This is a genomic window from Anabaena sp. UHCC 0399, assembly GCF_034931465.1.
Lineage (GTDB): Bacteria > Cyanobacteriota > Cyanobacteriia > Cyanobacteriales > Nostocaceae > Trichormus > Trichormus minutissimus.
In genome coordinates, this window is sequence record NZ_JAYGGZ010000050.1 from 1 (window position 1) to 20,637 (window position 20,637).

18 protein-coding genes are annotated in these 20,637 nt (G+C 39.4%); 6 read left to right on the plus strand and 12 right to left on the minus strand.

Going from position 1 to position 20,637, the window contains the following annotated elements:
• Window positions 1–9 precede the first annotated feature (9 nt).
• Window positions 10–1,020 carry a DUF1350 family protein gene (locus tag VB693_RS22665; protein WP_323268231.1) on the plus strand — a complete coding sequence of 337 codons (1,011 nt, stop codon included), beginning with the start codon at window positions 10–12 and terminating at the stop codon, window positions 1,018–1,020.
• 159 nt (window positions 1,021–1,179) lie between these two features.
• Here the strand turns inward: VB693_RS22665 and VB693_RS22670 are convergent, their stop codons facing one another.
• Window positions 1,180–3,876: a CHAT domain-containing tetratricopeptide repeat protein gene (locus tag VB693_RS22670; RefSeq protein ID WP_323268232.1), complete on the minus strand. Its 2,697-nt coding sequence runs from the start codon at window positions 3,874–3,876 to the stop codon at window positions 1,180–1,182.
• Between the two features lie 341 nt (window positions 3,877–4,217).
• Here VB693_RS22670 and VB693_RS22675 point away from each other — a divergent pair, with 341 nt between their 5' ends.
• Both VB693_RS22675 and VB693_RS22680 read left to right on the plus strand, forming a co-directional pair.
• Window positions 4,218–4,586: a hypothetical protein gene (locus VB693_RS22675; protein WP_323268233.1), complete on the plus strand. Its 369-nt coding sequence runs from the start codon at window positions 4,218–4,220 to the stop codon at window positions 4,584–4,586.
• Window positions 4,587–4,685: 99 nt separating this feature from the next.
• Window positions 4,686–6,347, plus strand: coding sequence for a glycosyltransferase family 39 protein (locus tag VB693_RS22680; RefSeq protein ID WP_323268234.1), 1,662 nt, complete (start codon window positions 4,686–4,688; stop codon window positions 6,345–6,347).
• A gap of 54 nt (window positions 6,348–6,401) precedes the next feature.
• On the opposite strand, the gene VB693_RS22685 is transcribed toward VB693_RS22680, so the two are convergent.
• Window positions 6,402–7,487 carry a RuBisCO accumulation factor 1 gene (locus tag VB693_RS22685; protein ID WP_323268235.1) on the minus strand — a complete coding sequence of 362 codons (1,086 nt, stop codon included), beginning with the start codon at window positions 7,485–7,487 and terminating at the stop codon, window positions 6,402–6,404.
• A 239-nt stretch (window positions 7,488–7,726) separates the two neighbouring features.
• Between VB693_RS22685 and VB693_RS22690 the strand changes: the two genes are divergently transcribed.
• Window positions 7,727–8,683, plus strand: a complete 957-nt coding sequence (locus VB693_RS22690) for a response regulator (protein WP_323268236.1) — start codon at window positions 7,727–7,729, stop codon at window positions 8,681–8,683.
• Window position 8,684: 1 nt separating this feature from the next.
• Here VB693_RS22690 and VB693_RS22695 read toward each other — a convergent pair whose 3' ends face one another.
• A complete protein-coding gene (locus VB693_RS22695; RefSeq protein WP_323268237.1) occupies window positions 8,685–10,094 on the minus strand; it encodes an amidase in 1,410 nt (469 codons plus the stop codon).
• 371 nt (window positions 10,095–10,465) lie between these two features.
• Here VB693_RS22695 and VB693_RS22700 point away from each other — a divergent pair, with 371 nt between their 5' ends.
• Window positions 10,466–11,944 carry a hypothetical protein gene (locus VB693_RS22700; protein WP_323268238.1) on the plus strand — a complete coding sequence of 493 codons (1,479 nt, stop codon included), beginning with the start codon at window positions 10,466–10,468 and terminating at the stop codon, window positions 11,942–11,944.
• Window positions 11,945–11,979: 35 nt separating this feature from the next.
• Here VB693_RS22700 and VB693_RS22705 read toward each other — a convergent pair whose 3' ends face one another.
• Window positions 11,980–13,215 (minus strand): DUF445 domain-containing protein, encoded by a 1,236-nt coding sequence (locus tag VB693_RS22705; RefSeq protein WP_190703728.1) that lies wholly within the window; start codon window positions 13,213–13,215, stop codon window positions 11,980–11,982.
• Window positions 13,216–13,338: 123 nt separating this feature from the next.
• Window positions 13,339–14,028, minus strand: coding sequence for a bifunctional demethylmenaquinone methyltransferase/2-methoxy-6-polyprenyl-1,4-benzoquinol methylase UbiE (gene ubiE / locus VB693_RS22710; RefSeq protein WP_323268239.1), 690 nt, complete (start codon window positions 14,026–14,028; stop codon window positions 13,339–13,341).
• Window positions 14,029–14,120: 92 nt separating this feature from the next.
• On the opposite strand from ubiE, the gene VB693_RS22715 reads away from it, so the two are divergent.
• On the plus strand, window positions 14,121–14,831 hold the full coding sequence (locus tag VB693_RS22715; RefSeq protein ID WP_323268240.1) for a Crp/Fnr family transcriptional regulator: 711 nt from the start codon (window positions 14,121–14,123) through the stop codon (window positions 14,829–14,831).
• A 105-nt stretch (window positions 14,832–14,936) separates the two neighbouring features.
• Here the strand turns inward: VB693_RS22715 and VB693_RS22720 are convergent, their stop codons facing one another.
• From VB693_RS22720 to VB693_RS22750, 7 genes are all read right to left on the minus strand, one after another.
• On the minus strand, window positions 14,937–15,440 hold the full coding sequence (locus tag VB693_RS22720; RefSeq protein WP_323268241.1) for a hypothetical protein: 504 nt from the start codon (window positions 15,438–15,440) through the stop codon (window positions 14,937–14,939).
• Window positions 15,441–15,464: 24 nt separating this feature from the next.
• Window positions 15,465–15,809: a cupin domain-containing protein gene (locus VB693_RS22725; RefSeq protein ID WP_323268242.1), complete on the minus strand. Its 345-nt coding sequence runs from the start codon at window positions 15,807–15,809 to the stop codon at window positions 15,465–15,467.
• Window positions 15,810–15,839: 30 nt separating this feature from the next.
• Window positions 15,840–16,616: a class I SAM-dependent methyltransferase gene (locus VB693_RS22730; protein WP_323268243.1), complete on the minus strand. Its 777-nt coding sequence runs from the start codon at window positions 16,614–16,616 to the stop codon at window positions 15,840–15,842.
• A gap of 306 nt (window positions 16,617–16,922) precedes the next feature.
• Entirely contained in the window at window positions 16,923–17,705 is a 783-nt protein-coding gene (locus tag VB693_RS22735; RefSeq protein WP_323268244.1) for an EndoU domain-containing protein, read from the minus strand.
• Between the two features lie 136 nt (window positions 17,706–17,841).
• Window positions 17,842–18,837: a ketol-acid reductoisomerase gene (ilvC, locus tag VB693_RS22740; protein ID WP_190703744.1), complete on the minus strand. Its 996-nt coding sequence runs from the start codon at window positions 18,835–18,837 to the stop codon at window positions 17,842–17,844.
• 213 nt (window positions 18,838–19,050) lie between these two features.
• Entirely contained in the window at window positions 19,051–19,917 is an 867-nt protein-coding gene (locus VB693_RS22745; RefSeq protein WP_323268245.1) for an aldo/keto reductase, read from the minus strand.
• A gap of 247 nt (window positions 19,918–20,164) precedes the next feature.
• A complete protein-coding gene (locus tag VB693_RS22750) occupies window positions 20,165–20,509 on the minus strand; it encodes a hypothetical protein (protein WP_190703748.1) in 345 nt (114 codons plus the stop codon).
• Between the last annotated feature and the right edge of the window lie 128 nt (window positions 20,510–20,637).

Here is a 20,637-nt window from a genome sequence, read left to right on the forward strand (position 1 = left end):
TAAGAAATTATGAATCCAAAACTGAAATTTCAACCTGTTTCTCATAGCTGGGTTGCTTTACATCCACAACCTAAAGGGGTAATTCAATTTATTGGCGGGGCTTTCTTTGGTACTTTTGCACCCATGTTTTTTTATCGCTATTTGCTCCAATATTTATTTAACAATGGATATACAATCATTCTGTTGCCATTTAATTTTACTTTTAACCATTACGTAGAAGCTGGATTTCTGATCAAAGAACAATACGAAATCACACCAGAGCTTGTCAGAATGGCAAAATTAGCTAACTATGACTATCAAGTTTATCTAAAAGATACAAATTTCTCTTGGGTAGGTCATAGCATTGGTTGTAAATATATTGCTCTTTTAGAAGGCTTTACTGCCTTGCCACAAGACCATAAAGAACTAGAACAATTTATTCGTAATCTGGTGTTAGAAACAAGTAAGACATCAGATCCAGCCAAAAATGAGCGCAAAATTCAGCGCATTTTTACAGATATTGAAATACTCATTCATGAATTAAGGCAAGAACAAAACAAAGCTAATAAATTAAGTAGTTACTATGTGGGAGAAGAAAAATATATCTTCTCTAACCTGTTCATCAAAGGTCAAACTTCTGTTCTTTTAGCACCTGTTAATAGTGGCACTGACAGCGCAATCCCTAAATTTTTGGCGAAAATTATTGATAAATTGGGATGGGGTGTTAACCCAAGCCCTGATGAAACTTATGCTTTAATCAAAGCTACAAATCTATTTAATTTACTTGGATTAGTACAGTTTAAATCAGATAAAATCGCTCAAAAAACCGCCGATTGGTTTGTTAATATTTTTTACAAGCCCCCAGTTGATTTTCAAAATACTTTAGCAGGAGGCCATTTAAAACCTCTGGGTTTTAAAGTTGGTAATTATGTGATTAATTTCCCCGATAGTCTGCCAATTATTGAATCTACGCAAAGAAGAAGTAGCCAATTTGAATTTTATGTGGGTAAATTGCTTCAGGCACTAGATCAGAAGAGATAGGTTGAGAGTAGTGTATGCACACAAACATATCTATTTTGACCAATTAAGGAAATACCAAAACATAAATTATCTGATATTCGTAGGGTGCTAACGCACCCTTATATCTTAGAAGAGGTGGTAGACCTGTTACTACCTAGCTCTTTATTCCCATTCTCATTTCTAATTCCATTCACCCTGTAAAGTGAAAGCTGCCCAATAATAAGGTGCAGCATATTTTTGTTTACGCCAGATTTCTATTTGTGCATTCCGCAACGCTGCTGCCGGTTTTAATCTTGCTTGTAGCATTTGTTGATAAAATCTCTGCATAAGTTCTGATGTGGCTTGGTCATCTACACTCCACAAACTCACTACCACTCGCGGACTACCTGCATACATAAATCCCCTAGTTAAACCTACTAGTCCCTCACCTTTAATTTCTTCTCCTAGTCCGGTTTGACAAGCACTGAGGACTACCAGTTCGGATTGCAGGTTGAGGTTAAAGATATCACGCAAGCGCAAAAAACCATTTTGTGGCATCCCCTTGTCATCAAATAATGATAATACCACTCCTGATAATTCTGGATGTTTGCTGTTAAAAATGCCATGAGTAGCAAAATGGATAATGCGATATTGACTCAATTCTTCGCTGGTAGCTGTTTGACGACTGGCGGTAAAGTCCAAAGCTGGCTTACCTTTATGATGAGGGACAAGAGCCAAAATCGCTTCAGCTTCTTGACGTGTAAAGCGGAGACGCTCAAAGTTGATACCGGAATCACTGACGGATCTGCTTAAAGCGAGGTTATCTAAATTACTGACTAGTGGTGGGCGAGATAATTTACCTTGGAGACGCTCATCATTACTTCTAAAGACAGGATCTGCCAACACAGCTAAGGTTTTAGGTGCAAGTTTACGTCCTTTTTGTTCTTGCCGCAGGATGTCTAATGTAGATGCCGAGGGTAAGGTAATAATTTCGTGCTTTAGTAATAATGGCTCATATTTGCTACTTGGTTGAGAATTAGGTGTTATGAGAGCCGCAAATGGTACATACTGCAAAGCCCCATCGCTCACTACTACTAAGCGTTTTCGTTCTAGCTGCTGGGCTACAGGGGCAAGTATTAGCTGAGACAATTTATTTATCGATGGGCTATGCTTCAGGTATGGGCTAATAATGTCTTGACGAAACTTTTGAACAGCTGCTTCAATGTCTGCACGTTTGGGCAATTCGTAACTGACAATATTTTTATTGGTAACAGCCCAAAGATAACTACGCTTTTCTCCCAAAGAATATTCTAGTAAGAGGGTGTTGTCGTCAAGGACTTGCTGTTGAATTTGTCGCAATGTCAGGGGTTGTGGTTGAGTCAAGGCTGCATAACGCGGACTGATAGCACGGATTTGTGCTTGAATTTGTTTGTATTGTTCCAGCAGTGTGGCAATTTGTGTTTCTAAAGCTTGTGCTTCTGATTCTGTATTTTTACGGCTGAGTAGTTCTACTTGTTGTGTTTCTAAAACATCAAGTTTTTGCTGTAACAAACGTTCTTGAGAGAGTAACTTCGGCTCTACTCCTTGGCGGATATCAGCATTAGCTTCACTGAGTAGTTCCAAAAGGCTACGGGCGCGGGCGCGTTCACTGGCTTGCAATGCCTGTTTGTCGTAGCCTTGATCTGGCTGTTGTTTGTGTAACTGCATCAGTAAGTCAATATATAGCTGATAATAATCCTGCACTGTAGCGAAATAAGATGTGCGGAGTTCTTGAGACAGCAGTTGGCTACGTAGATTTTCTACAATTTTGAGAGATGTTTCAATTCGACTTTGGGCTGTTTTGAGGTTGCCTTGATCCCGTTCCAAAGAGGCAATGTCATAGAGATTTTGAGCTTCTCTAGGCTTGCTCCCTAACTGTTGGAATAAGTTTAGAGATTGGATGTAATAATCTAGGGCTGTTTGCTGTTTTCCTAATTTGGCGTAAACTTTACCCAGGTTATTTAAGGCGATCGCTGTTCCTGATTTATCTTCTGCGATCGCAAATAAAGGCAGTGATTGCTGGAAATAATCCAGGGCTTTTTGTTGGTTTCCTAGATTTGAGTGGACAATACCTATATTGTTTAAGGCAATGGCTTCATTGGTTTTATCTTTGCCTTGTTGGGATAAAAGTAGAGACTGGTTGAAATAATCTAAGGCTTTCTGCTCATCGCCTAAATCTAGGTAGACTTTGCCAATACTGTTGATGGTATTAGCCCAACTGGCTTTATCACCTACTTGTATTTTGAGGGGTAGGGATTGATTATAGTAGTCTAAAGCTTTTTGCTGTTCTCCCAGAAAAGCGTAAATAGCCCCTATATTATTCAGGGTAATAGCTTCTCCTCTTTTGTCTTTTACCTGTCGTCTGAGAGGGAGGGCTTGGTGATAATAATCAAGTGCCTTTTGTTTTTCTCCTAACTCTGAGTAGATTTTGCCGATGTTGTTCAGGGTTGTTGCTTGCCCTGACTTATCTTTTAAGTGCTGATATATGGATAGGCCTTGTTTATAATAATCTTGTGCTGTTTGCTTTTCTCCAAAATCTGAGTGAGTTTTGCCCATGTATATCAGAATGGGAGCTTGTGAAGTGCGATCGCCCGCAGTCTGATACAATGCCAATGCTTCCTCAAATTTTTTCATTGCCTGGACTCTAGCTGCTGCTGTTCCTTGCTCATATAGTTGCTTGGCTTGCTGATAGGCTTGTTGTGCAGTGAAATTTTTATTGACTGTCTGGGCAACGTTAACTGAATATTGCTGTTTAGTCGTTAACGGAGTAGCAAAGCTTGATTTTGAAAACAACAAAACACCGCTCAGTAAAATTAGAGTCCGACCTGCTACCAATGTAAGCAATTGCCATTTGATCATAAAAATACCTGAATTTTCTGATGACTCACAGTTTGCTGAACCTAATACTGCCAATATCGAAATCAATTTTAAATTTTTTAAACGGTTGATAGCTTTCGCTCTATTTATGATTCCCCATATCTAGGAAAAAATTGCAGATTAATTTTTGCTGATCTGCTTGTATTCTTACTAAAATTTGTTGGCTAATGTATTCTTTATAACTGCACATAAAAACTGCAATTACGAATGCAGCATTTTTACAATTTTGGGATATCTAATCACCTGATTGGGTGATATCCCTATAGTTGAAAATATGTAAATATTGTTAGTGTGTTAACTTACTAAATACAGGATGTCACACAATGCAGCTAAGTATATTTAATGGAAACTTACAAATTTCCTGGGAATGGTACGAGCAACTTCTGACTTTAAATCTCAATCAAACTTTTTTAATTTCTTTCAATCATATAGAATCTGTTTCAACAACTGAACCTGTAAGTAGTTGGACAGAAATTCGTAGTCCTGGTACTAGTATTCCAGGCATTATTAAAGCTGGAACATACTACAGTAATAGAGGTAAAGAGTTTTGGTATGTAACACAAGATAAAAATTATTTAACACTGGAACTCAAGAATGAGCCTTTCCGAAGTATAATTTTAACCATTGACAATCATCAAGATTGGGCAGAACGAATTAACCAGTCTATACAAGCTTCCGAAACGTCAATCTAAGCGAAAACTATAATTTCTGCAAAGTTCTGGGATTGGTGACTTGTAAGTTTTAGCGGTCGCTCTCTTGTGGAAACACAGAACAAGCACTTATTGGCAATCATGACAAATCGCAGAGTTTATTTAAATCATCTTGGTTTCTTGGGAGCGATCGCACTTGGTGCTTTTTTACGTTTTTGGCATTTGGATTTAAAACCTCTGTGGATGGATGAGGTGATTACTGCCATATTTAGTTTAGGGAAAAATTATCATGATTTACCTTTGGATGTAGTTTTTCCCTTGAACCGTATCCCAGATATTTTTACTTTTCAGCCTGGGGTTAGCTGTGTCCAAATCGCTAACAACATCGCTACTCAATCTACCCATCCCCCACTATTTTTTTGTGGGATGTATCGGTGGATGGAGTGGATGACACTATTAGGAAATGACTGGGTAACAAAATTGCGATCGCTACCAGCTTTATTTGGTGTAGCTGCGATCGCCGCTATTTATTGGGTGAATTGTATCGCTTTTTCACGAACATCAGGAATTATTGCCGCATTACTAATGGCAGTATCTCCTTTTGCCGTATACCTTTCTCAAGAAGCACGTCACTATACCTTCCCGATGTTTCTCATCACCTTATCATTGTTGTTAATCATGCAGATACAACAAGATATTGTACAGAATAAGATGAGATTCTGGCGTTGGTTTTTATGGGTACTTATTAGTATTATTGGTTTTTATACCCACTACTTTTTCATTCTGGCTTTTATTGCTGAAATTGCCACTTTATCACTATTAATATACTGGAATAAAATTCAAAAAAATATAGCTGTATTATATTTAATAATATCTTCTACTAGTGTTTTTATTTGTTTTATACCTTGGGTATTAACAACTCTGTATCATGCTCAACGTTCAGAAACTAATTGGCTACCAACTACAGGATTTATTGCCCCTTTTTATCAAACTTTAATTAATTTGGTATTAATGACTATATCTTTACCTGTAGAAAACCAATCATTAAGGATCATGATTATTTGTGGATTATTAATGTTGATTTTTGCTATTTGGGCAGGATTAATCACCTTTAAGGGCTTAAAACATCTGTGGTTGCAAGATACAACTCACTTCGCTACATTCACACTAATCAGTTTTACTAGTTTTATATTGTTACAGTGCTTCGCCATAGCTTATTTATCAGGTAAAGATATTACTGCTATTCCCCGTTATAGTTTTGTTTACTACCCTGGTATTTGCTCTCTCCTGGCAGCCAGCATTTGTCACGGTCAAAAGACAAAAATAAACAGTGAAAAACAGACATTATTTTTTATATTTGTTGGTTTATTAAGTAGTATTTTTGTTGTTTATAATTTAAGTTTTCAAAAGCCATTTATGCCGGAAAAAGTAGCTCTAAATATGAATTTAGAGCCATCTTTACCTCTGATGTTGGTGGTGACATACGAAAATTATCAAGATGTCGCATTAGGAATCAGTTTTGCTTTGGCATTAGAAAAAATTAGAAGTCAAACATCTGCATCAGATAGTTTTGTTGCTTTACAAAAGTCTCCTAGTTTATCTGCTGTCTGGATCAAGCTTTCACAACTGTCAGTAACCATAAAATCACAGTTAAATTTATGGATAGTCGCCCCTGGAATCAGACGGAGGGATTATCCTCAAAAGTTAATGTTATCTGGAAATGATTGTACAATCGATTCCAAAAACTATTACCGCATCGGTGTTCCCTATCAACTTTACCGATGCAGTAATGGGACTCGATAGCGAAGAAACTATTGCCTATTTTTATCTTTAGAACCGAGTTTCGTGGCTTTTAGTTTATTCGTCAATTTGCCAGGAATCTTTAGTTACTTCTTCATCAAGAATTTTTCGTGGGCGGACGATGATGATAACTTTGCCTAGTATGGCGAGTTCTGGTTCTGTTTCAAACCATTGAAAATCCAACTCATCACCGTTATCAACAACAAAGTAACTCAAATCATTCCATTCTCTTTGGTTGCGATCTACAACTACTAACACAGAGCTAGGTTGAGCTAGAGTTGGGTTAGTAAAGCGATCGCTAGTTGCTAAAATTACTACCGGGTCTTCTGCACTCAATAGCACTTGCCAACCAGGTAAGGCTACCCAAGCTTGTTCACCAGCAAACTTCACTAGGCGGAATGGCTCAATTTCTTCTACCAGGGGAACTGCTTGCAGGTTTTGGGGTGTTAAAGGTAACTCACCCACGACAGGGACAATCCGGGGTAATTCTTCCTCGGAATCAAAGCGATAAAAGGGAGGAATGGGGGCGGGACGCTGGGAAACGACGGTAAAATCAACTAATAACTGTTCGATTTGTTTTCTGGCTGTTTGAGTATGAGCAAAGCGTAAACCTTTACCAATTAAACGCGATCTCTCTTGCAAATCTGTGTTTTGGCGTGCTAATTTCCAAGCTTGATAGGCTACCGCATCACCGGGATGCTCGGAAAACCCTTGTGGTAGAGTGCGGAAGCGAGCGAAATCTTTAATGGCTTTGGCTACTTCCCGCGCTTCGTCTAAATCAAGTTTATGCTGAAAAGTCAATTCAGCCGCCGCCGCCCGTTGTTCGTGGGTGAGCAACCGCAGTTCATACAAAACATCACTACCACGAGTCGCATAATGCGCTCGTGTTGCTTCTGATGTGCCGGCTTTTTCCATAGAACTATACACTTGTGAGCCAACCACTACCTGATTTTGTTGAACTGGCTCAAATCCCGTGGCTTCAAAAATGTCTTGGGGATTGTAACCAGATTTTTGCAGTGTGGCGATCGCTAATCCCCATTCCACCCAATTACCTTGTTTTTGTCTTAATTTTCGCAGTAACTCTTGAGATGAATCGTTAGCAGCATTTTCAGGATTGGGAGTGTTGGGTGGTAAGTCAGTCATAATCTAAAATTTCAGCTTCTACTTGAGAGGCTAAGTTGATACCGCATTAGTGAATCTTATTGTAATCTTTATCAGCTAACCCTGATACACTCTACCGTTAGATAAAATTTTGCGTTACAAATAATACACATCAGCACTCACCAAAACTATCTCCGTAGTTTTCCGCAAGGCTTGATAGAAATAATCTACTAAGCTTGGTAAAAATGTAGGGCTATAAATAATTTTTACAGGTAATATCTATGGCTGACATCATTTCTGATATCCAGACAAATCATCGACAAATGGCAACTTTAGAAAGACCTAAAAAGCTCAAAATCTTAGTAGTTGATGACGAACCAGATAACTTAGATTTGCTTTATCGTACCTTTCGCCGAGATTTTAATGTCCTCAAAGCTGACAGTGGCATCAATGCCTTAGAAGTATTGGCTCTAGAAGGAGAAGTGGCGGTAATTATCTCCGACCAACGGATGCCAGAAATGAAGGGTACAGAGTTTCTCAGTAAAACTGTACCACAATTTCCCGATACAGTGCGGATAATTCTCACGGGATTTACTGATATTGAAGACTTGGTGGAAGCCATTAATGCCGGACAGGTATATAAGTATATTACTAAGCCTTGGGATCCTGGTGAACTCAAAGCCGTTGTGCAAAGGGCAGCAGAAACCTATGACTTGCTCAAGCAACGCACAGAAGAACTACGCCGTGCTAATGCTCAAATGTCACTGCTAACTGTTTTGGTACAGGTAACTCAAGCCGCCCAAAATTTAGAAGCGATTCTCACACCTATCGCTACAGCCTTTTGTGATAGTTTTGCGGCTGACGCCTGTATTTTACAACTGCTAGAAGATCAAATATTGACAGCCACCCAAGGACTTTACTTTGCCGATGGTAGTATCCCAAATTGGTTGGGGCAAGACCCATTGGCAAGTGAAGCGATCGCCACTGGTAAAGTCCAAGTTTCCTTGAATGTTGCCAAAGACTCAAAACTGAAGGGTGTGACTCATTATCAAGAAAGCGGTATTCAAGCTCATTTAGTCATCCCCGTTACCTACCGAAATGAAATGTTGGGGGTGTTATCCCTCCAGTGGAAACAACCAAGCTTTTTAAGAGAAGATGAACTCAACCTAATTCATCTATCAGCTGAACTAGTAGCAATCGCCCTAACTAGCACTCACTATCATCAAGCAAAAATTTAAACTACGAACTCAATTGTGTAGCCAAAGTTGGACGGTGCTGAATCCAAGGGTTAGCAGCTTCTAGTTGGGCTGCGAGGCTAATGATGGTAGCTTCGTCTGCCGGTTTGCCAACAAGCTGCACACTCATAGGTAAACCATGACTATCAAACCCTACAGGTAAAGCGATCGCTGGTTGTCCGGTAGCATTAGCCGGTGGACAAGGGGCAACCCAATTGACAATTTGTTGAAATGTATCTTCAGGACTAAAAGCTGCCCATTCCCCCACCCTGATAGGAGAGTGCAAATAAACAGGCAATAGTAATACATCTATAGTGTCAAAAAAGGATACAATTTGCCGCGCTACGATCTGCATGGCATAAACTGCTTGGATATATTCCCCAACAGTTCCCGTTCTTGCCAATAGCCAACGGTTCACAGGCTGCAATACCTCAGCAGGTAATCCTGCACCGGCAATTCCCGATTGCCAGACAACTTTAAACGGTTCAACTAAGGCACTGAAATCGGGAAATTTTTGCTCAACTTGATGACCGAGTTGTTCTAATAATTTTACTGTCTGCAACACAGCCTGTTGACAATTAGCATCAGCTTCACCTAAGGGAGGAATACCAGTAGCAAAGCCAATTCGCTTCCTCCCTGGATTAGTTTGGGCAGCAGTCAAAAATGATGGTTCTGGATCGGGTAGCCAGTAAGGATCACCTGTGACGTAGCCAGACATAGTATCTAACATAGCTGCCGCATCCGCCACAGTTCGGGCGAGAGGGCCATTGGCAGAAATGCCTGCTAGGCGATCGCCTACTGGTGCTTTACTAACTCTACCTCGTGCCGGTTTGATCCCTACTAAGCCACAACAAGCCGCAGGCCCACGAATTGAACCACCACCGTCAGAACCTTGGGCGATCGCACATAATCCGGCGGCGACTGCGGCAGCTGCCCCACCACTAGAACCGCCGGGAGTATATTCTAAATTCCAAGGGTTTCTAGCGGGGGCAAATCCTGTAGGTTCAGTATAAGGAAACGAACCTAGTTCCGAAGTGGCTGTTTTGCCGAGGATAATAAAGCCACCTTGTTTAATGCGTGTGACAACCCCATCATCAAATGCGGGGATGTTATTCAGTAATGCTGGACTCCCATAGGTACAAGGTACACCCGCCACGGCGTTGAGGTCTTTAATGGAAATTGGTACACCAAAAAATGGTGGTAGTGCTGTAGTTTTGGTTAATAATTCTGTCTTAGCTTTAGCATCAGCGATCGCTAAATCTGCCGTCACTGTAAAATAACTGCCTAACTGAGGGTTCAACTGCTGAATCCGGCTTAAATATATTTCTACCAACTCTAAGGGTGATACTTCCCGCCGTCGGATTAATTTTGCTAACTCTAGTGCTGGAGTAAAGGCTAAATCAGTCTCATTCATAATGTTGGGGACTGGAGATTGGGGACTGGGAACTGGGGATTGGGGAGTAACTAATGACTAATAACTATTGACCCATTTCCCTAATGGAGTTGTTACTTTAGCAGAATTTCTGGGAACTATAAATCTATCGTTTTTGTGATTTCACAAATTATTACTGGTACTTACTTATAACTACGACAGGCAAAAATACTCATCTCACAAAAAGTCTATGGATTTATCAAGGTTTTCTGGAATTTGCTGCCAGATTACCATGAGCAGAGTTCGCAGTAAAGGATAAATCAGGAGTCAGAATTTAGAATCCATAATCCAGAAGGCTGCGCCTATATGCTGAATTCTTCTTAATAAATTTTGTAAATCCCCAAGAGATATTTATGACTGATATAGAAGCACTTATTAATGAATTGCCACAAATCGTTTATAAACTGAAACTGACTATTGGTAATTCTCAGGATATGATGCAACAGGTTGTCCTGATTAATCATGCTCAGGAACAACTCCGCAATATTCAACAAGCGATCGCTCAAGAATTATGCTCTGTCATAAGTAAAGGTCATAGTAATACTATCAATACACTATCTCTTGCTGTTAAAAGTCTGGCGATACCAACTGTTTTACAAGTCAATCCTGCGATTACTGGCAATTCAGGATTAATTACAGAAAAGTTTGGCAATCCAGAAACGGAGATATCTTTAATTAGTTTACAGTCAAAAATTAATTGCTGGCTAGAATGGGGTGACTTATTGCAGGCGATCGCCGCAGATATTTTAGGCGATGCTAGCTTAGTCAATCAAATAAATTTAAATATTAATTATCCCAGCTTGCCCATTCAAATTATAGAAATTGAAAATAGATTAAATATTGAGAAATTAAATAATCATAAACTTTCACACAGACAAACGCTCAATATTGAAGAGGATTTGTCAAATTTACAAAATAGATTAATTTTAGTCAAAAATACTATTCAAAATACTCAAAGTCTCTTAACAATAATGATAGCCTTATCATCATTCTGTGGTAAATCTGGGTTCGCTATAGAATGGTTAGATGATGCTCACGAATTAATTATTTCTAGTAATGATAATTTTCAGGAATTGACAGAAATCCTGAATAAATGTGATATATATGAAGATAAAATTAATGGTTTTAAAATTAAAATCGAAGAAATTAAACACAAAAAAAATAAATCAATAAATAATAAAAATCACGCAACAAAGCAGAAATATAATTTATCATCCTCTAAAGTTATACGCAAGAGTTTATTAATTTTCTCTGGCTTAACTATTTTAGGTTTTGGTGGATGGCTTGCGAAAGGTCAGCTCATCCAAATTCACGAAATTGGTGCGAATTTATATCAAGAGAATATTGCTGCAAGCAATTTTAAAGCAGCTTTAAAACTGGGAATCGAGGCTTCTGCTATCGCTCAAAAACCTCCTCATGCACTTACCGTATGGCAACAAGCAGCATCTAAATGGCAAGAGGCAATTAATTTGTTACAAAGTATTCCTGAAGGAACATCTGTATCTGTTATAGCGCAAGAAAAACTGGTTCGTTATCGGCTTAATTATATTGCTATAACTAAAAGAGCTATCACAGAAAAGAAAGCTGTATCTAACTTAGAATTAGCAGAAAAACTAGCGATAGAAGCTAAGTTTTTTATGGAAACTTCACCTAATTCATTAACAGCTTGGCAACAAGCAAAAGACAAATGGCAAAAGTCAATTAAAATCTTAGAATCTATTCCCAAAAGTAGTTCTGTTTATGGACAGGCTCAATCAATACTACCTAATTATAAAACCAATTATGCCGCGATTAATGCCATCATGCAAAATAGAATTCAATCTGTGAATTAAATTTGGAATTGGGAATCGTTAAAAACTACGAATAATTACCGTTGATTAAACAGTAAAAATACTGTTTGCAATGAACCAACGACAAAACCTAAAATTCCCCCTAAAGTGACAATTGCCTGCAACTCATTTTTGACAATTCCTTCAATGGCATTTTCTAAATCAGCAGGTGATGTTGATTTTACCCGGTCAACAATTACTTGATCTATTGATAAAATAGGGATTATTTGGGCTACAATTTTTTCTAAATCTTTTTCTAAATATCTTTCTAAAATCAATGCCAATTCTTGACTGACAACTTCTAACGAATTTATAACTACAGGTGAGTTACTCAGGCGATTTAATAGTAATTTAGCAATATTTTCCCAATTTACAGACTCAGTTAATCCTTGCAGTAATTCACTACCACTTGTTTGAATGTACTGGCGGACTGTTTCTCGTGTGGTTTTTCGCAGTTGGCGGACTGTACCAATGGGTAAGTTTTGCAATGACAGATTTTGCAGAGTTTTTTTGAGGCGATCGCGCATCTGTAAATCTTGAATTAATTCCTGTAACCTAGCATTAGTGGCTTCTTTTTCATCTAAGCAGAAAGTCCGTAGCCGCGTGAGAGTGTTCCGCAAACCAAATAGATTCGCTACTACCCAATAAGTACCACTGGTTTTTTCTCGAAAGCTTTCATCAATAATTTGAATTGTGCGATCGGTTAAAAAATCTATAATTGCCTGCCTCAACATATCTGGTGGCAAAACTACTTCCAAAAACCAATCAGCCAATCGAGTAGCCTGTTCTTCACTCAGTTGTAATTCTAGTAATATTTGGTCAAAAATTTGATTAATTTGTGCTTCTAAAAAGTCTTCCTGTCTTGCTAGCACCTTCAAAAGACGCGGTAAAGATTCTCCTAACAAATCACGCAGAATCCCCGCGACAATTTTAGTAGTTTTCTGGTTTTTATCGGCTTTAATTTGATCTATAGCCAGTCGCAATAGCCAAAGAATTGCTGACTCTACTCGTTCTGTTTCTAATAACCTACGTGCCAGTTTTTGTAACTCATCGGGTGTCAGCAGCGACCCCATGATTGTATCAGAAATATTTTTTGCCAACCGTTCTTGATTCGCAGGAATCAATCCAGGGGTAAATGGTATTCTCCGTCCGGCAATATAAATTGCTCTGTAGGGACGAAATAACATTTTGATGGCTATGTCATTTGTGAAATAGCCAATAATTGCACCCAATACAGGGGGAGATACATAAAGTAAAAGATGAGACCAATCCACAGTTTTTTGGATGAATAATGAGGAATGGGGACTGGGAATTTTAGATTTTGGATTTTGGATTTTGGATTTTAGATTAAACCCCAATCCAAAATCCACTCATTGAGTCGCCCAATGCCCAATTACCTATTTAATAATTACCAATATTCCCATCATACCGTTCGCGATGGGGTAGTGTGTGGCTGAGGTAAAACCAACTTGGTAGGCTAACTCTACTTGCTCACTCCCTTGGGGAAAGCGATCTAAGCTGGGGCTGATGTAGGCATATTCTTCTTTCATACCCATATGCTCGGCCATCGGCACAACTATATGATCTAAATACCATTGCTGAAAGGTACGGAATTGGTGATTTGTAGGGCGATGAAAGTCTAAAATGGCTGCCCGCGTGCTAGGTTTGAGGACACGGTGTAATTCTTGCAGACTACGACGAATATCAGTTACATTTCTTAAACCATAGCCCATTGTTGCGGCATCAAACTGATTGTCATCAAAGGGTAAATTCAGTACATCTGCTTCTATCCAAGAGAGGGCAAATTGGGGGTAATGTATTTGAGAGCGTTCTTTTGCAGTTGTTAACAGGTTGCAGGAAAAGTCTACGCCGTAAACCTTCCCCGTTGTTCCTGCACGCCTGGCTAAACTTAAGGCTAAATCACCACTCCCACAACATAAATCGAGGCAAGTATCTCCAGCTTTAGCCGCACTCCATTTGATAGCCATTTCTTTCCATATGCGGTGTTGTCCCAGGCTTAACCAATCATTAAACTGGTCGTACACTGGGGCAATACGGTCAAAAATAGCCCGGATTTCGTTACTCATTAGTCATTAGTCAATGGTCATTAGTTATTTTATATCTTGTGCCTAAGCCTGGCGATTAATCACGTCAATACTTCCCATATCCCCATTTTCTCATGCAAGCCTCCCTAGAACAAGTTGCCCAAATTAATGTGCTTGCTGGTTTACCACTCGCAGATCAGGTAAGTTTACAACGCCATACCCTAGTGCAAAGCTACAGCAAAGGGGAGATTATTCTCCATGAGGGCGATCGCCTACCTGCAAAATTGTATGCTGTGGTCAGTGGTACAATTCAAATCACCAAAACTGCGACCACAGGTAAAGAAACCATTCTACGGAATTTAGCAGATGGAGAAATTTTTGCTGCGCCAGCTTTGTTAGGAAATGGTACTTCTCCAGCCACTGTTATGGCTGAGTCTGATTGTGAAATACTCACTGTTGAAAGGGATGCCTTATTAAAGGCAATTCAACAGCAGCCTGATATTGCTATCAGAATGTTGGTAGTTTTGAATAATCGAATTCAGCTACTTCATGAAACCGTTCATGGTTTGGTTTCAGAACGGGCAACCATTCGCCTGGTGAGGCTAATTTTATATTTTGCGGATAAATCTGGGACTGTATCCACCCCTCAAGGTGAATCTTTAAAAACAGAATTATCTTACTATCGTATGGCGCGGAGTGTTGGTATTGCCTATGAAGAGTGTCTGCGGTTAATTAAAAGTCTCAAGTCTGTAATTACTTACAGTCGAGGGGGGAAAATTATAATTATTGATCGTCAGAAATTAGAGGCGATCGCTTCTGGTGCAGTGTCATTTGAAAATATTTAAATTTTATAAAATAAATTTGTCTTTTTAAAAATTTGGGCTATGTTTATCATGCTAAAAATTTACTAGCACCTAATTTTTACGTTGTCGCCATTGCCCACAGTAGAATTATTGAGAATGGTGCAAGATATGAACATATCTATCTCGTTCACGAGCCGCGACAACTAAAACTAAGCATAGAGCTGCGATCGCTTTTTGCCATTGTTGTTTTACCTGCACATCTTCTACACCATCAAACAACCCGACTAAGCGAGGGATAGCAGCTTCTAAAGCCAGACGAGGTACTGGATGATGTAAATCAACTAAGTTCATCAAACTTTCCTGGCGATTTACAAAACCAATCACCCATGTAGTCGTGTGATTTGGACTATCAGGAACACGTTTGACTCCCAACTCATTTTTGAGCCAGTTGTAAAAAGATGGTAGTTCCTGTGCTAAAACTGCTCCTGCTGTGGGTAAGGTTTGTTTGAGTAAATTGATGTCTAAACTTTCTAGTTCTCGCTGTAAATCAGAAAATACCAGCACCTCAGTTAATGGTTTAGCCATAATCACATCTAACTCAGTTGAGGAAAGGTCTAAATGTTGGGCAAAAGTCGTCAGTATTGATTGCATTTTACAAAACTCCGAAAATAATTATTAGCTATCTGCTGCTTTCTCAGAAAGAGTAAGTAGAAAGGCGAGATTTGCTTCAGCTTTTAAAGCATGAGGTGCATTAGCAGGCATCAAGACAAGAACACCAGCTTCTAAAGCAATTTTTTCTCCTGATAATGTGAGTAACCCTCTGCCATCAAGCACATTTATAGTTGCATTGCGAGTTGATGTATGTTCAGAGATTTCAGCATTAGCAGCTAGACAAAATAGAGTATATTGACAAGCTTTGTCTTGAAAGATAACTTTGCTGAGAATTCCCGCACTGGGATATTCAATCTGTTGTTGTAGTTGAGTTACAAAAGATTGATGAGTGATAATTTGAGAAGTCATAATTTTGGGAAGGGGTAATGATGAGAAATTTTAATTAGCAACAGCACACAAAATTATGTAGCCTAATTCATCATGATATTGATGAAATATTCGGTGCATTTCTAAAACTCTTTTACGGATAGATGTTTGCGTCAAAACATTCCAAAAAATCTGTAATGTATTGAAAAAGCCTTCATCTTGAAGAATCTGCTTTAAGTTCAATAAATTCATCGAACCTGTTTGATGTTTCGCTATTTTTAATCCAGAAGTGGCAAAAGCATCAATCCAGTTATTTTCTGAAAGTGGTGTAGAATTAACTTTAATAACTCTGGCTAAATCACTGTGTATTTCTGCTTCTTTATCACGAGCTAATAATTCATGGGAGAGAAATTTACCCCCCAGTTTTAATCTTTTATGAATTTCTGTTAATAGCTTGGTCTTTCCTACAGGGGATTGCATGGTAAGAATAGCTTCTGCTAAAACATAGTCAAATTGCACCAAGGTGTCATCTAAATGAAAAATATCGCCTTGAATAATTTTGATTTGATTTTCTAACCCAGCAGCCCGGATATTAGCACAAGCTTTAGCTACACTCTCAGGATTTTTTTCTATTCCTAATACTTTAACATTGTAATGTTGAACCAGATAAATTGCACTATAACCAAAGCTAGAAGCTAATTCTAAAACTGTTGCGCCTGGTTGAAAATTAGCCCACTGCAATAATGTTTCTGTAGCTATTCTGCCACCGGGGCGCAGATATTTTTTACCTGCGGCTGCTAGAACTTGGTGTCCGCTAGCTGTTTGCAAATTTAGGGTAGTATTGGTCATTTATTTGACCCCTGAAACTTATCTATCCCTAATATGCCAGGAATTTATTATCTCGTCTTTGAGGTAGCTCAAAGACGAGATAATAAATTGCTTTTTAAGAAATATAGGTGACAGGTGACAGTGAAGAGGGAAGTAATTGTAGACAAAACTGACAAAAAAACCCGGATTTCTCACCAATTATTGTCACCTCAGTCCAGAGTTAGTAGGGGCGGGTTGAGTGAAATATTCGTGAATGATTCGAGTATATCTGTGAACCAGCCCCTACTGTTTGTGAGAAATGCGGGAAAACTGGTGCAAAATTTCAGATTACTTACATTTTGACCCTTGAGGAGTGGCATCAGGGTAGAAAGTAACAATCGCCTGATTTTTCCTTACAAAAACAGTAGGAAAAGTTTTGCCTGTGTCCTGGTCACGCACGTTGTAAATACAAGCCCCTTCTGTATTTTTTTGTTTTTTAAATGCTAGGGTTGCATCGACAAGCATTTCTTCAGCGTTGCTGAGGTAGCCGTAACCTTTGATGACATCTTTTATTGTCTGATTACCTTGCTTAATAACTACACCCATTGTATAAATTACCCCAGGAACAACTTCTTCTCTCTGGCGATTATTGGATAATCTACCGCCAATTCCTTGATTTTGAAGTTGCAAATATCTGCCGTAAAAATGCAAGCCACCAATGTCATTGGCGTTATATATTTCCCCACAAAAGATGTGTTCAAAGCCTCGACGCTTAAACCAAATATTAGTTAAGTCTTCGAGAAATTGTGTTTTACTTTTGCGTCCTGGAAGCAGTTCACCGCCGCTAACTGTTTGCAGTTTTTGTAATACCTCTGGGTAAGAAGATAATAACTGTTGAAATTTATTCTGGCTCACTCTTGTGCCAATAGCACCACAGGTATTAAGTACAGCTTTGTCAAAAGCATTTAACTTCGGTGCTGACGGTGTAATATCTACCTGTTGTCCTCTGGGAAAATTTACAGAAACTGGGTTATCTACGTCATCAAAAAATGGTAATAGTTTTTGTTCTGGCTGTGCTGCAACTGGATTTTGCCAATAAAGTGGGCTAGTCAGCAATAAAACAGTAAACATCCTCAGAATTTTTTGAACTCTCAGGTTTGACATAGATTTAAATGTAGTGTTTTGCTGACAATTTACCACCAAAAAACAAAGACGCAAAGCACTTTTTAGTACATTTGCGCCTATTTGAAGGATTTAAAAGAAATTTTTAAACTTTCTTCAGCCAGCTAAACATAGCCCGTAAATCTTTACCTACTTCTTCAATGGGGTGTTCGGCTTCTTGACGACGCATGGAGGTAAATCCAGGTTTACCGGCTTGGTTTTCTAATACGAATTCCCGTGCGAATTGTCCAGATTGAATTTCGCTGAGAATCTTCTTCATTTCAGCTTTGGTTTGGGCGGTGACAATCCGTGGTCCACGAGTATAATCGCCGTATTCCGCAGTGTTAGAAATGCTGTCGCGCATTGTGGCTAAACCGCCTTCAACAACCAAGTCAACAATTAGCTTGACTTCATGTAGACATTCAAAATAAGCCAATTCTGGTTGATAACCGGCTTCTACTAAAGTTTCAAAGCCAGCTTTGATTAAGGCACTCAAACCACCGCATAATACGGCTTGTTCGCCGAACAAATCGGTTTCCGTTTCTTCGCGGAAAGTGGTTTCGAGAATACCCGCGCGAGTCCCACCGATACCTCTAGCGTATGCCATTGCGCGATCGCGTGCTTTACCTGTGGCATCTTGATAAACTGCAAACAACGCTGGTACACCTTGACCTTGTTCGTAAGTGCGTCGGACCAAATGCCCAGGGCCTTTGGGTGCAACCATTACTACGTCTACATTAGCAGGGGGTACGACTTGTCCAAAGTGAATATTAAAGCCGTGGGCAAAGGCTAAGACATCGCCTTCTTTGAGATTTGGTTCAATTTCATTTTTGTAAACCGTTTTTTGGACTTCATCGGGTAATAAAATCATGATGAAGTCAGCAGCATTGGCAGCATCTGCCACATTTTTTACAGTTAACCCAGCTGCTGTGGCTTTTTGTTCCGACTTACTACCCGGATATAGCCCCACAATTACATTCAAACCACTATCTTTCAAATTCAGGGCGTGGGCATGACCTTGAGAACCATAGCCGATAATTGCGATGGTTTTTCCAGCCAAAAGGTCTAAATTGGCATCTGAGTCATAGTACATCCGGGCCATATGAAGTCTCTCCTGTCAGCAAGCTTTGTCATGTATTGGCAGGTTTTTGATTGTACCTCAAATCATGTCACTACGGATTAACAATTAATTTTGGGGACTAATCAATTCAAAATTCAAAATTCAAAATTCAAAATTAAATAACTAGAGACTGGGGATTGGAGACTGGGGAGAATTTTTCGCCACTCAGCACTCATTACTCAGCACTCAGCACTCTTACGTTTGCTGATCAATTTTTCTAACTTCTGCTTCAGATAGTTTCACATCTACAGCACGTATAGAGTCTTCAATGCTGTAAATCTTGCTTGCGCCGGGGATTGGTAAAATACAGGAGGACTTGGAACGCAACCACGCCAACACAATACAGTATACTGATACGCCCTTTTGCTTGGCTAATTGTGCGATCGCTGGAATATCTTCTAAGTTTTTATGGCGACGACTACCACCAAAGGGACTCCAAGGTAAAAAAGTTAATTCTTTTTCTTCGCAATACTGTAATACGCCGTCTCTTTCTGGCTGACGTTCCCACGGGTTGTATTGATTTTGGACTGAGACAATATCTACCACCTCCCGCGCCTGTTTAATTTGCTCCACAGAAAAGTTAGAAACTCCCACAAACCGAATCAAACCATTCTGCACAGCTTCTTTAACTGGTGCGAGAGATTCTGCAACGGTGTATTGTGGGTCTGGTGAGTGATATTGCCACAAATCAATTGGTTTTTCACCTCCCAAAGCTTCAAAACTGACGCGAATGGTTTGGCGCAGGTGTTCTGGATTCCCGTTACGTACCCAAGTCTGATTCGGACGCATTAAACCGCCTTTAGTCGCCACAATCACTTGGCTAACGTCACCTTGGTAACTGCTAAGTGCTTTGTGAATGAGTCGTTCATTGTGGTGTTTGTCTGATTCATCTTTGCAATAGGAGTCAGCAGTGTCAACGAACGTGATACCCAAATCTAAAGCCCGATGAATAACTTGAACTGATTGCGATTCAGGAGGACGGTCATATATTGACATCGGCATAGCACCCAAACCAATCGCACTGACAAAGATACCTGTTTTTCCTAGTTGTTGAGTTTCCATGCTTCTTGCTTGACTCTATTGCACCATTAACTATTTATTAGCGAGTTTAAGCTATGTTGACAATTCATCTAGAGAAGTAGGGACTGGGAAAGAGGTATTTTCTTGAGAGTAGCCACTCTAGCAGCGCACCACCCGCTAAGAATCAATTCAAAATTCAAAATTCAAAATAAAACACACACCTCCTTCCCTTCTATCCTGTCACCTGTCACCTGTCCCCTGTCCCCTATCACCTGTCACCTGTTACCTATCATTCTGTAGACTCAATTAACTTGAAACCCCAAGGCTTCAAAGCAGCGATCGCTATTTCTGGATTTATACCTTCATAAGCCTCCCATTCATATGGGTGTTCTTTGGGGTGTCCGTCGCCAACGTTACCTGCAACTTTGATCACCGGAAAATTCGCCACGCGATCGCGTTCCATTCCTTTGGGTACGACTAGCCGGATTTTGTGACCGACGAACTTCGACACACCTGAATTAGCTACAGATTCACGGACTAAACAGATGTCACCAGCAGTCCCCCAAGTAGTTTGATAGATGTAGAGGAATGATATATAGGTATCTGGTTTGATGGATCTTTTTAGAACTTGCATTATCTGTAATCCTTACACTAAGAGAGAAAAATCATAGGAGTATCTTCTATGATTGGCTACAACTAATTTAATTTTGCAACCCCGACAAAATAAAGTTTATGGCGTTTTTATAGCAATCGTGCGGAAAC

Coding starts and splice junctions, on each gene's coding strand:
- VB693_RS22665 (WP_323268231.1), top strand. CDS start 10: ATGAATCCAAAACTGAAATTTCAACCTGTTTCTCATAGCTGGGTTGCT.
- VB693_RS22670 (WP_323268232.1), bottom strand. CDS start 3,876: ATGATCAAATGGCAATTGCTTACATTGGTAGCAGGTCGGACTCTAATT.
- VB693_RS22675 (WP_323268233.1), top strand. CDS start 4,218: ATGCAGCTAAGTATATTTAATGGAAACTTACAAATTTCCTGGGAATGG.
- VB693_RS22680 (WP_323268234.1), top strand. CDS start 4,686: ATGACAAATCGCAGAGTTTATTTAAATCATCTTGGTTTCTTGGGAGCG.
- VB693_RS22685 (WP_323268235.1), bottom strand. CDS start 7,487: ATGACTGACTTACCACCCAACACTCCCAATCCTGAAAATGCTGCTAAC.
- VB693_RS22690 (WP_323268236.1), top strand. CDS start 7,727: ATGGCTGACATCATTTCTGATATCCAGACAAATCATCGACAAATGGCA.
- VB693_RS22695 (WP_323268237.1), bottom strand. CDS start 10,094: ATGAATGAGACTGATTTAGCCTTTACTCCAGCACTAGAGTTAGCAAAA.
- VB693_RS22700 (WP_323268238.1), top strand. CDS start 10,466: ATGACTGATATAGAAGCACTTATTAATGAATTGCCACAAATCGTTTAT.
- ubiE (WP_323268239.1), bottom strand. CDS start 14,028: ATGAGTAACGAAATCCGGGCTATTTTTGACCGTATTGCCCCAGTGTAC.
- VB693_RS22715 (WP_323268240.1), top strand. CDS start 14,121: ATGCAAGCCTCCCTAGAACAAGTTGCCCAAATTAATGTGCTTGCTGGT.
- VB693_RS22720 (WP_323268241.1), bottom strand. CDS start 15,440: ATGCAATCAATACTGACGACTTTTGCCCAACATTTAGACCTTTCCTCA.
- VB693_RS22725 (WP_323268242.1), bottom strand. CDS start 15,809: ATGACTTCTCAAATTATCACTCATCAATCTTTTGTAACTCAACTACAA.
- VB693_RS22730 (WP_323268243.1), bottom strand. CDS start 16,616: ATGACCAATACTACCCTAAATTTGCAAACAGCTAGCGGACACCAAGTT.
- VB693_RS22735 (WP_323268244.1), bottom strand. CDS start 17,705: ATGTTTACTGTTTTATTGCTGACTAGCCCACTTTATTGGCAAAATCCA.
- ilvC (WP_190703744.1), bottom strand. CDS start 18,837: ATGGCCCGGATGTACTATGACTCAGATGCCAATTTAGACCTTTTGGCT.
- VB693_RS22745 (WP_323268245.1), bottom strand. CDS start 19,917: ATGGAAACTCAACAACTAGGAAAAACAGGTATCTTTGTCAGTGCGATT.
- VB693_RS22750 (WP_190703748.1), bottom strand. CDS start 20,509: ATGCAAGTTCTAAAAAGATCCATCAAACCAGATACCTATATATCATTC.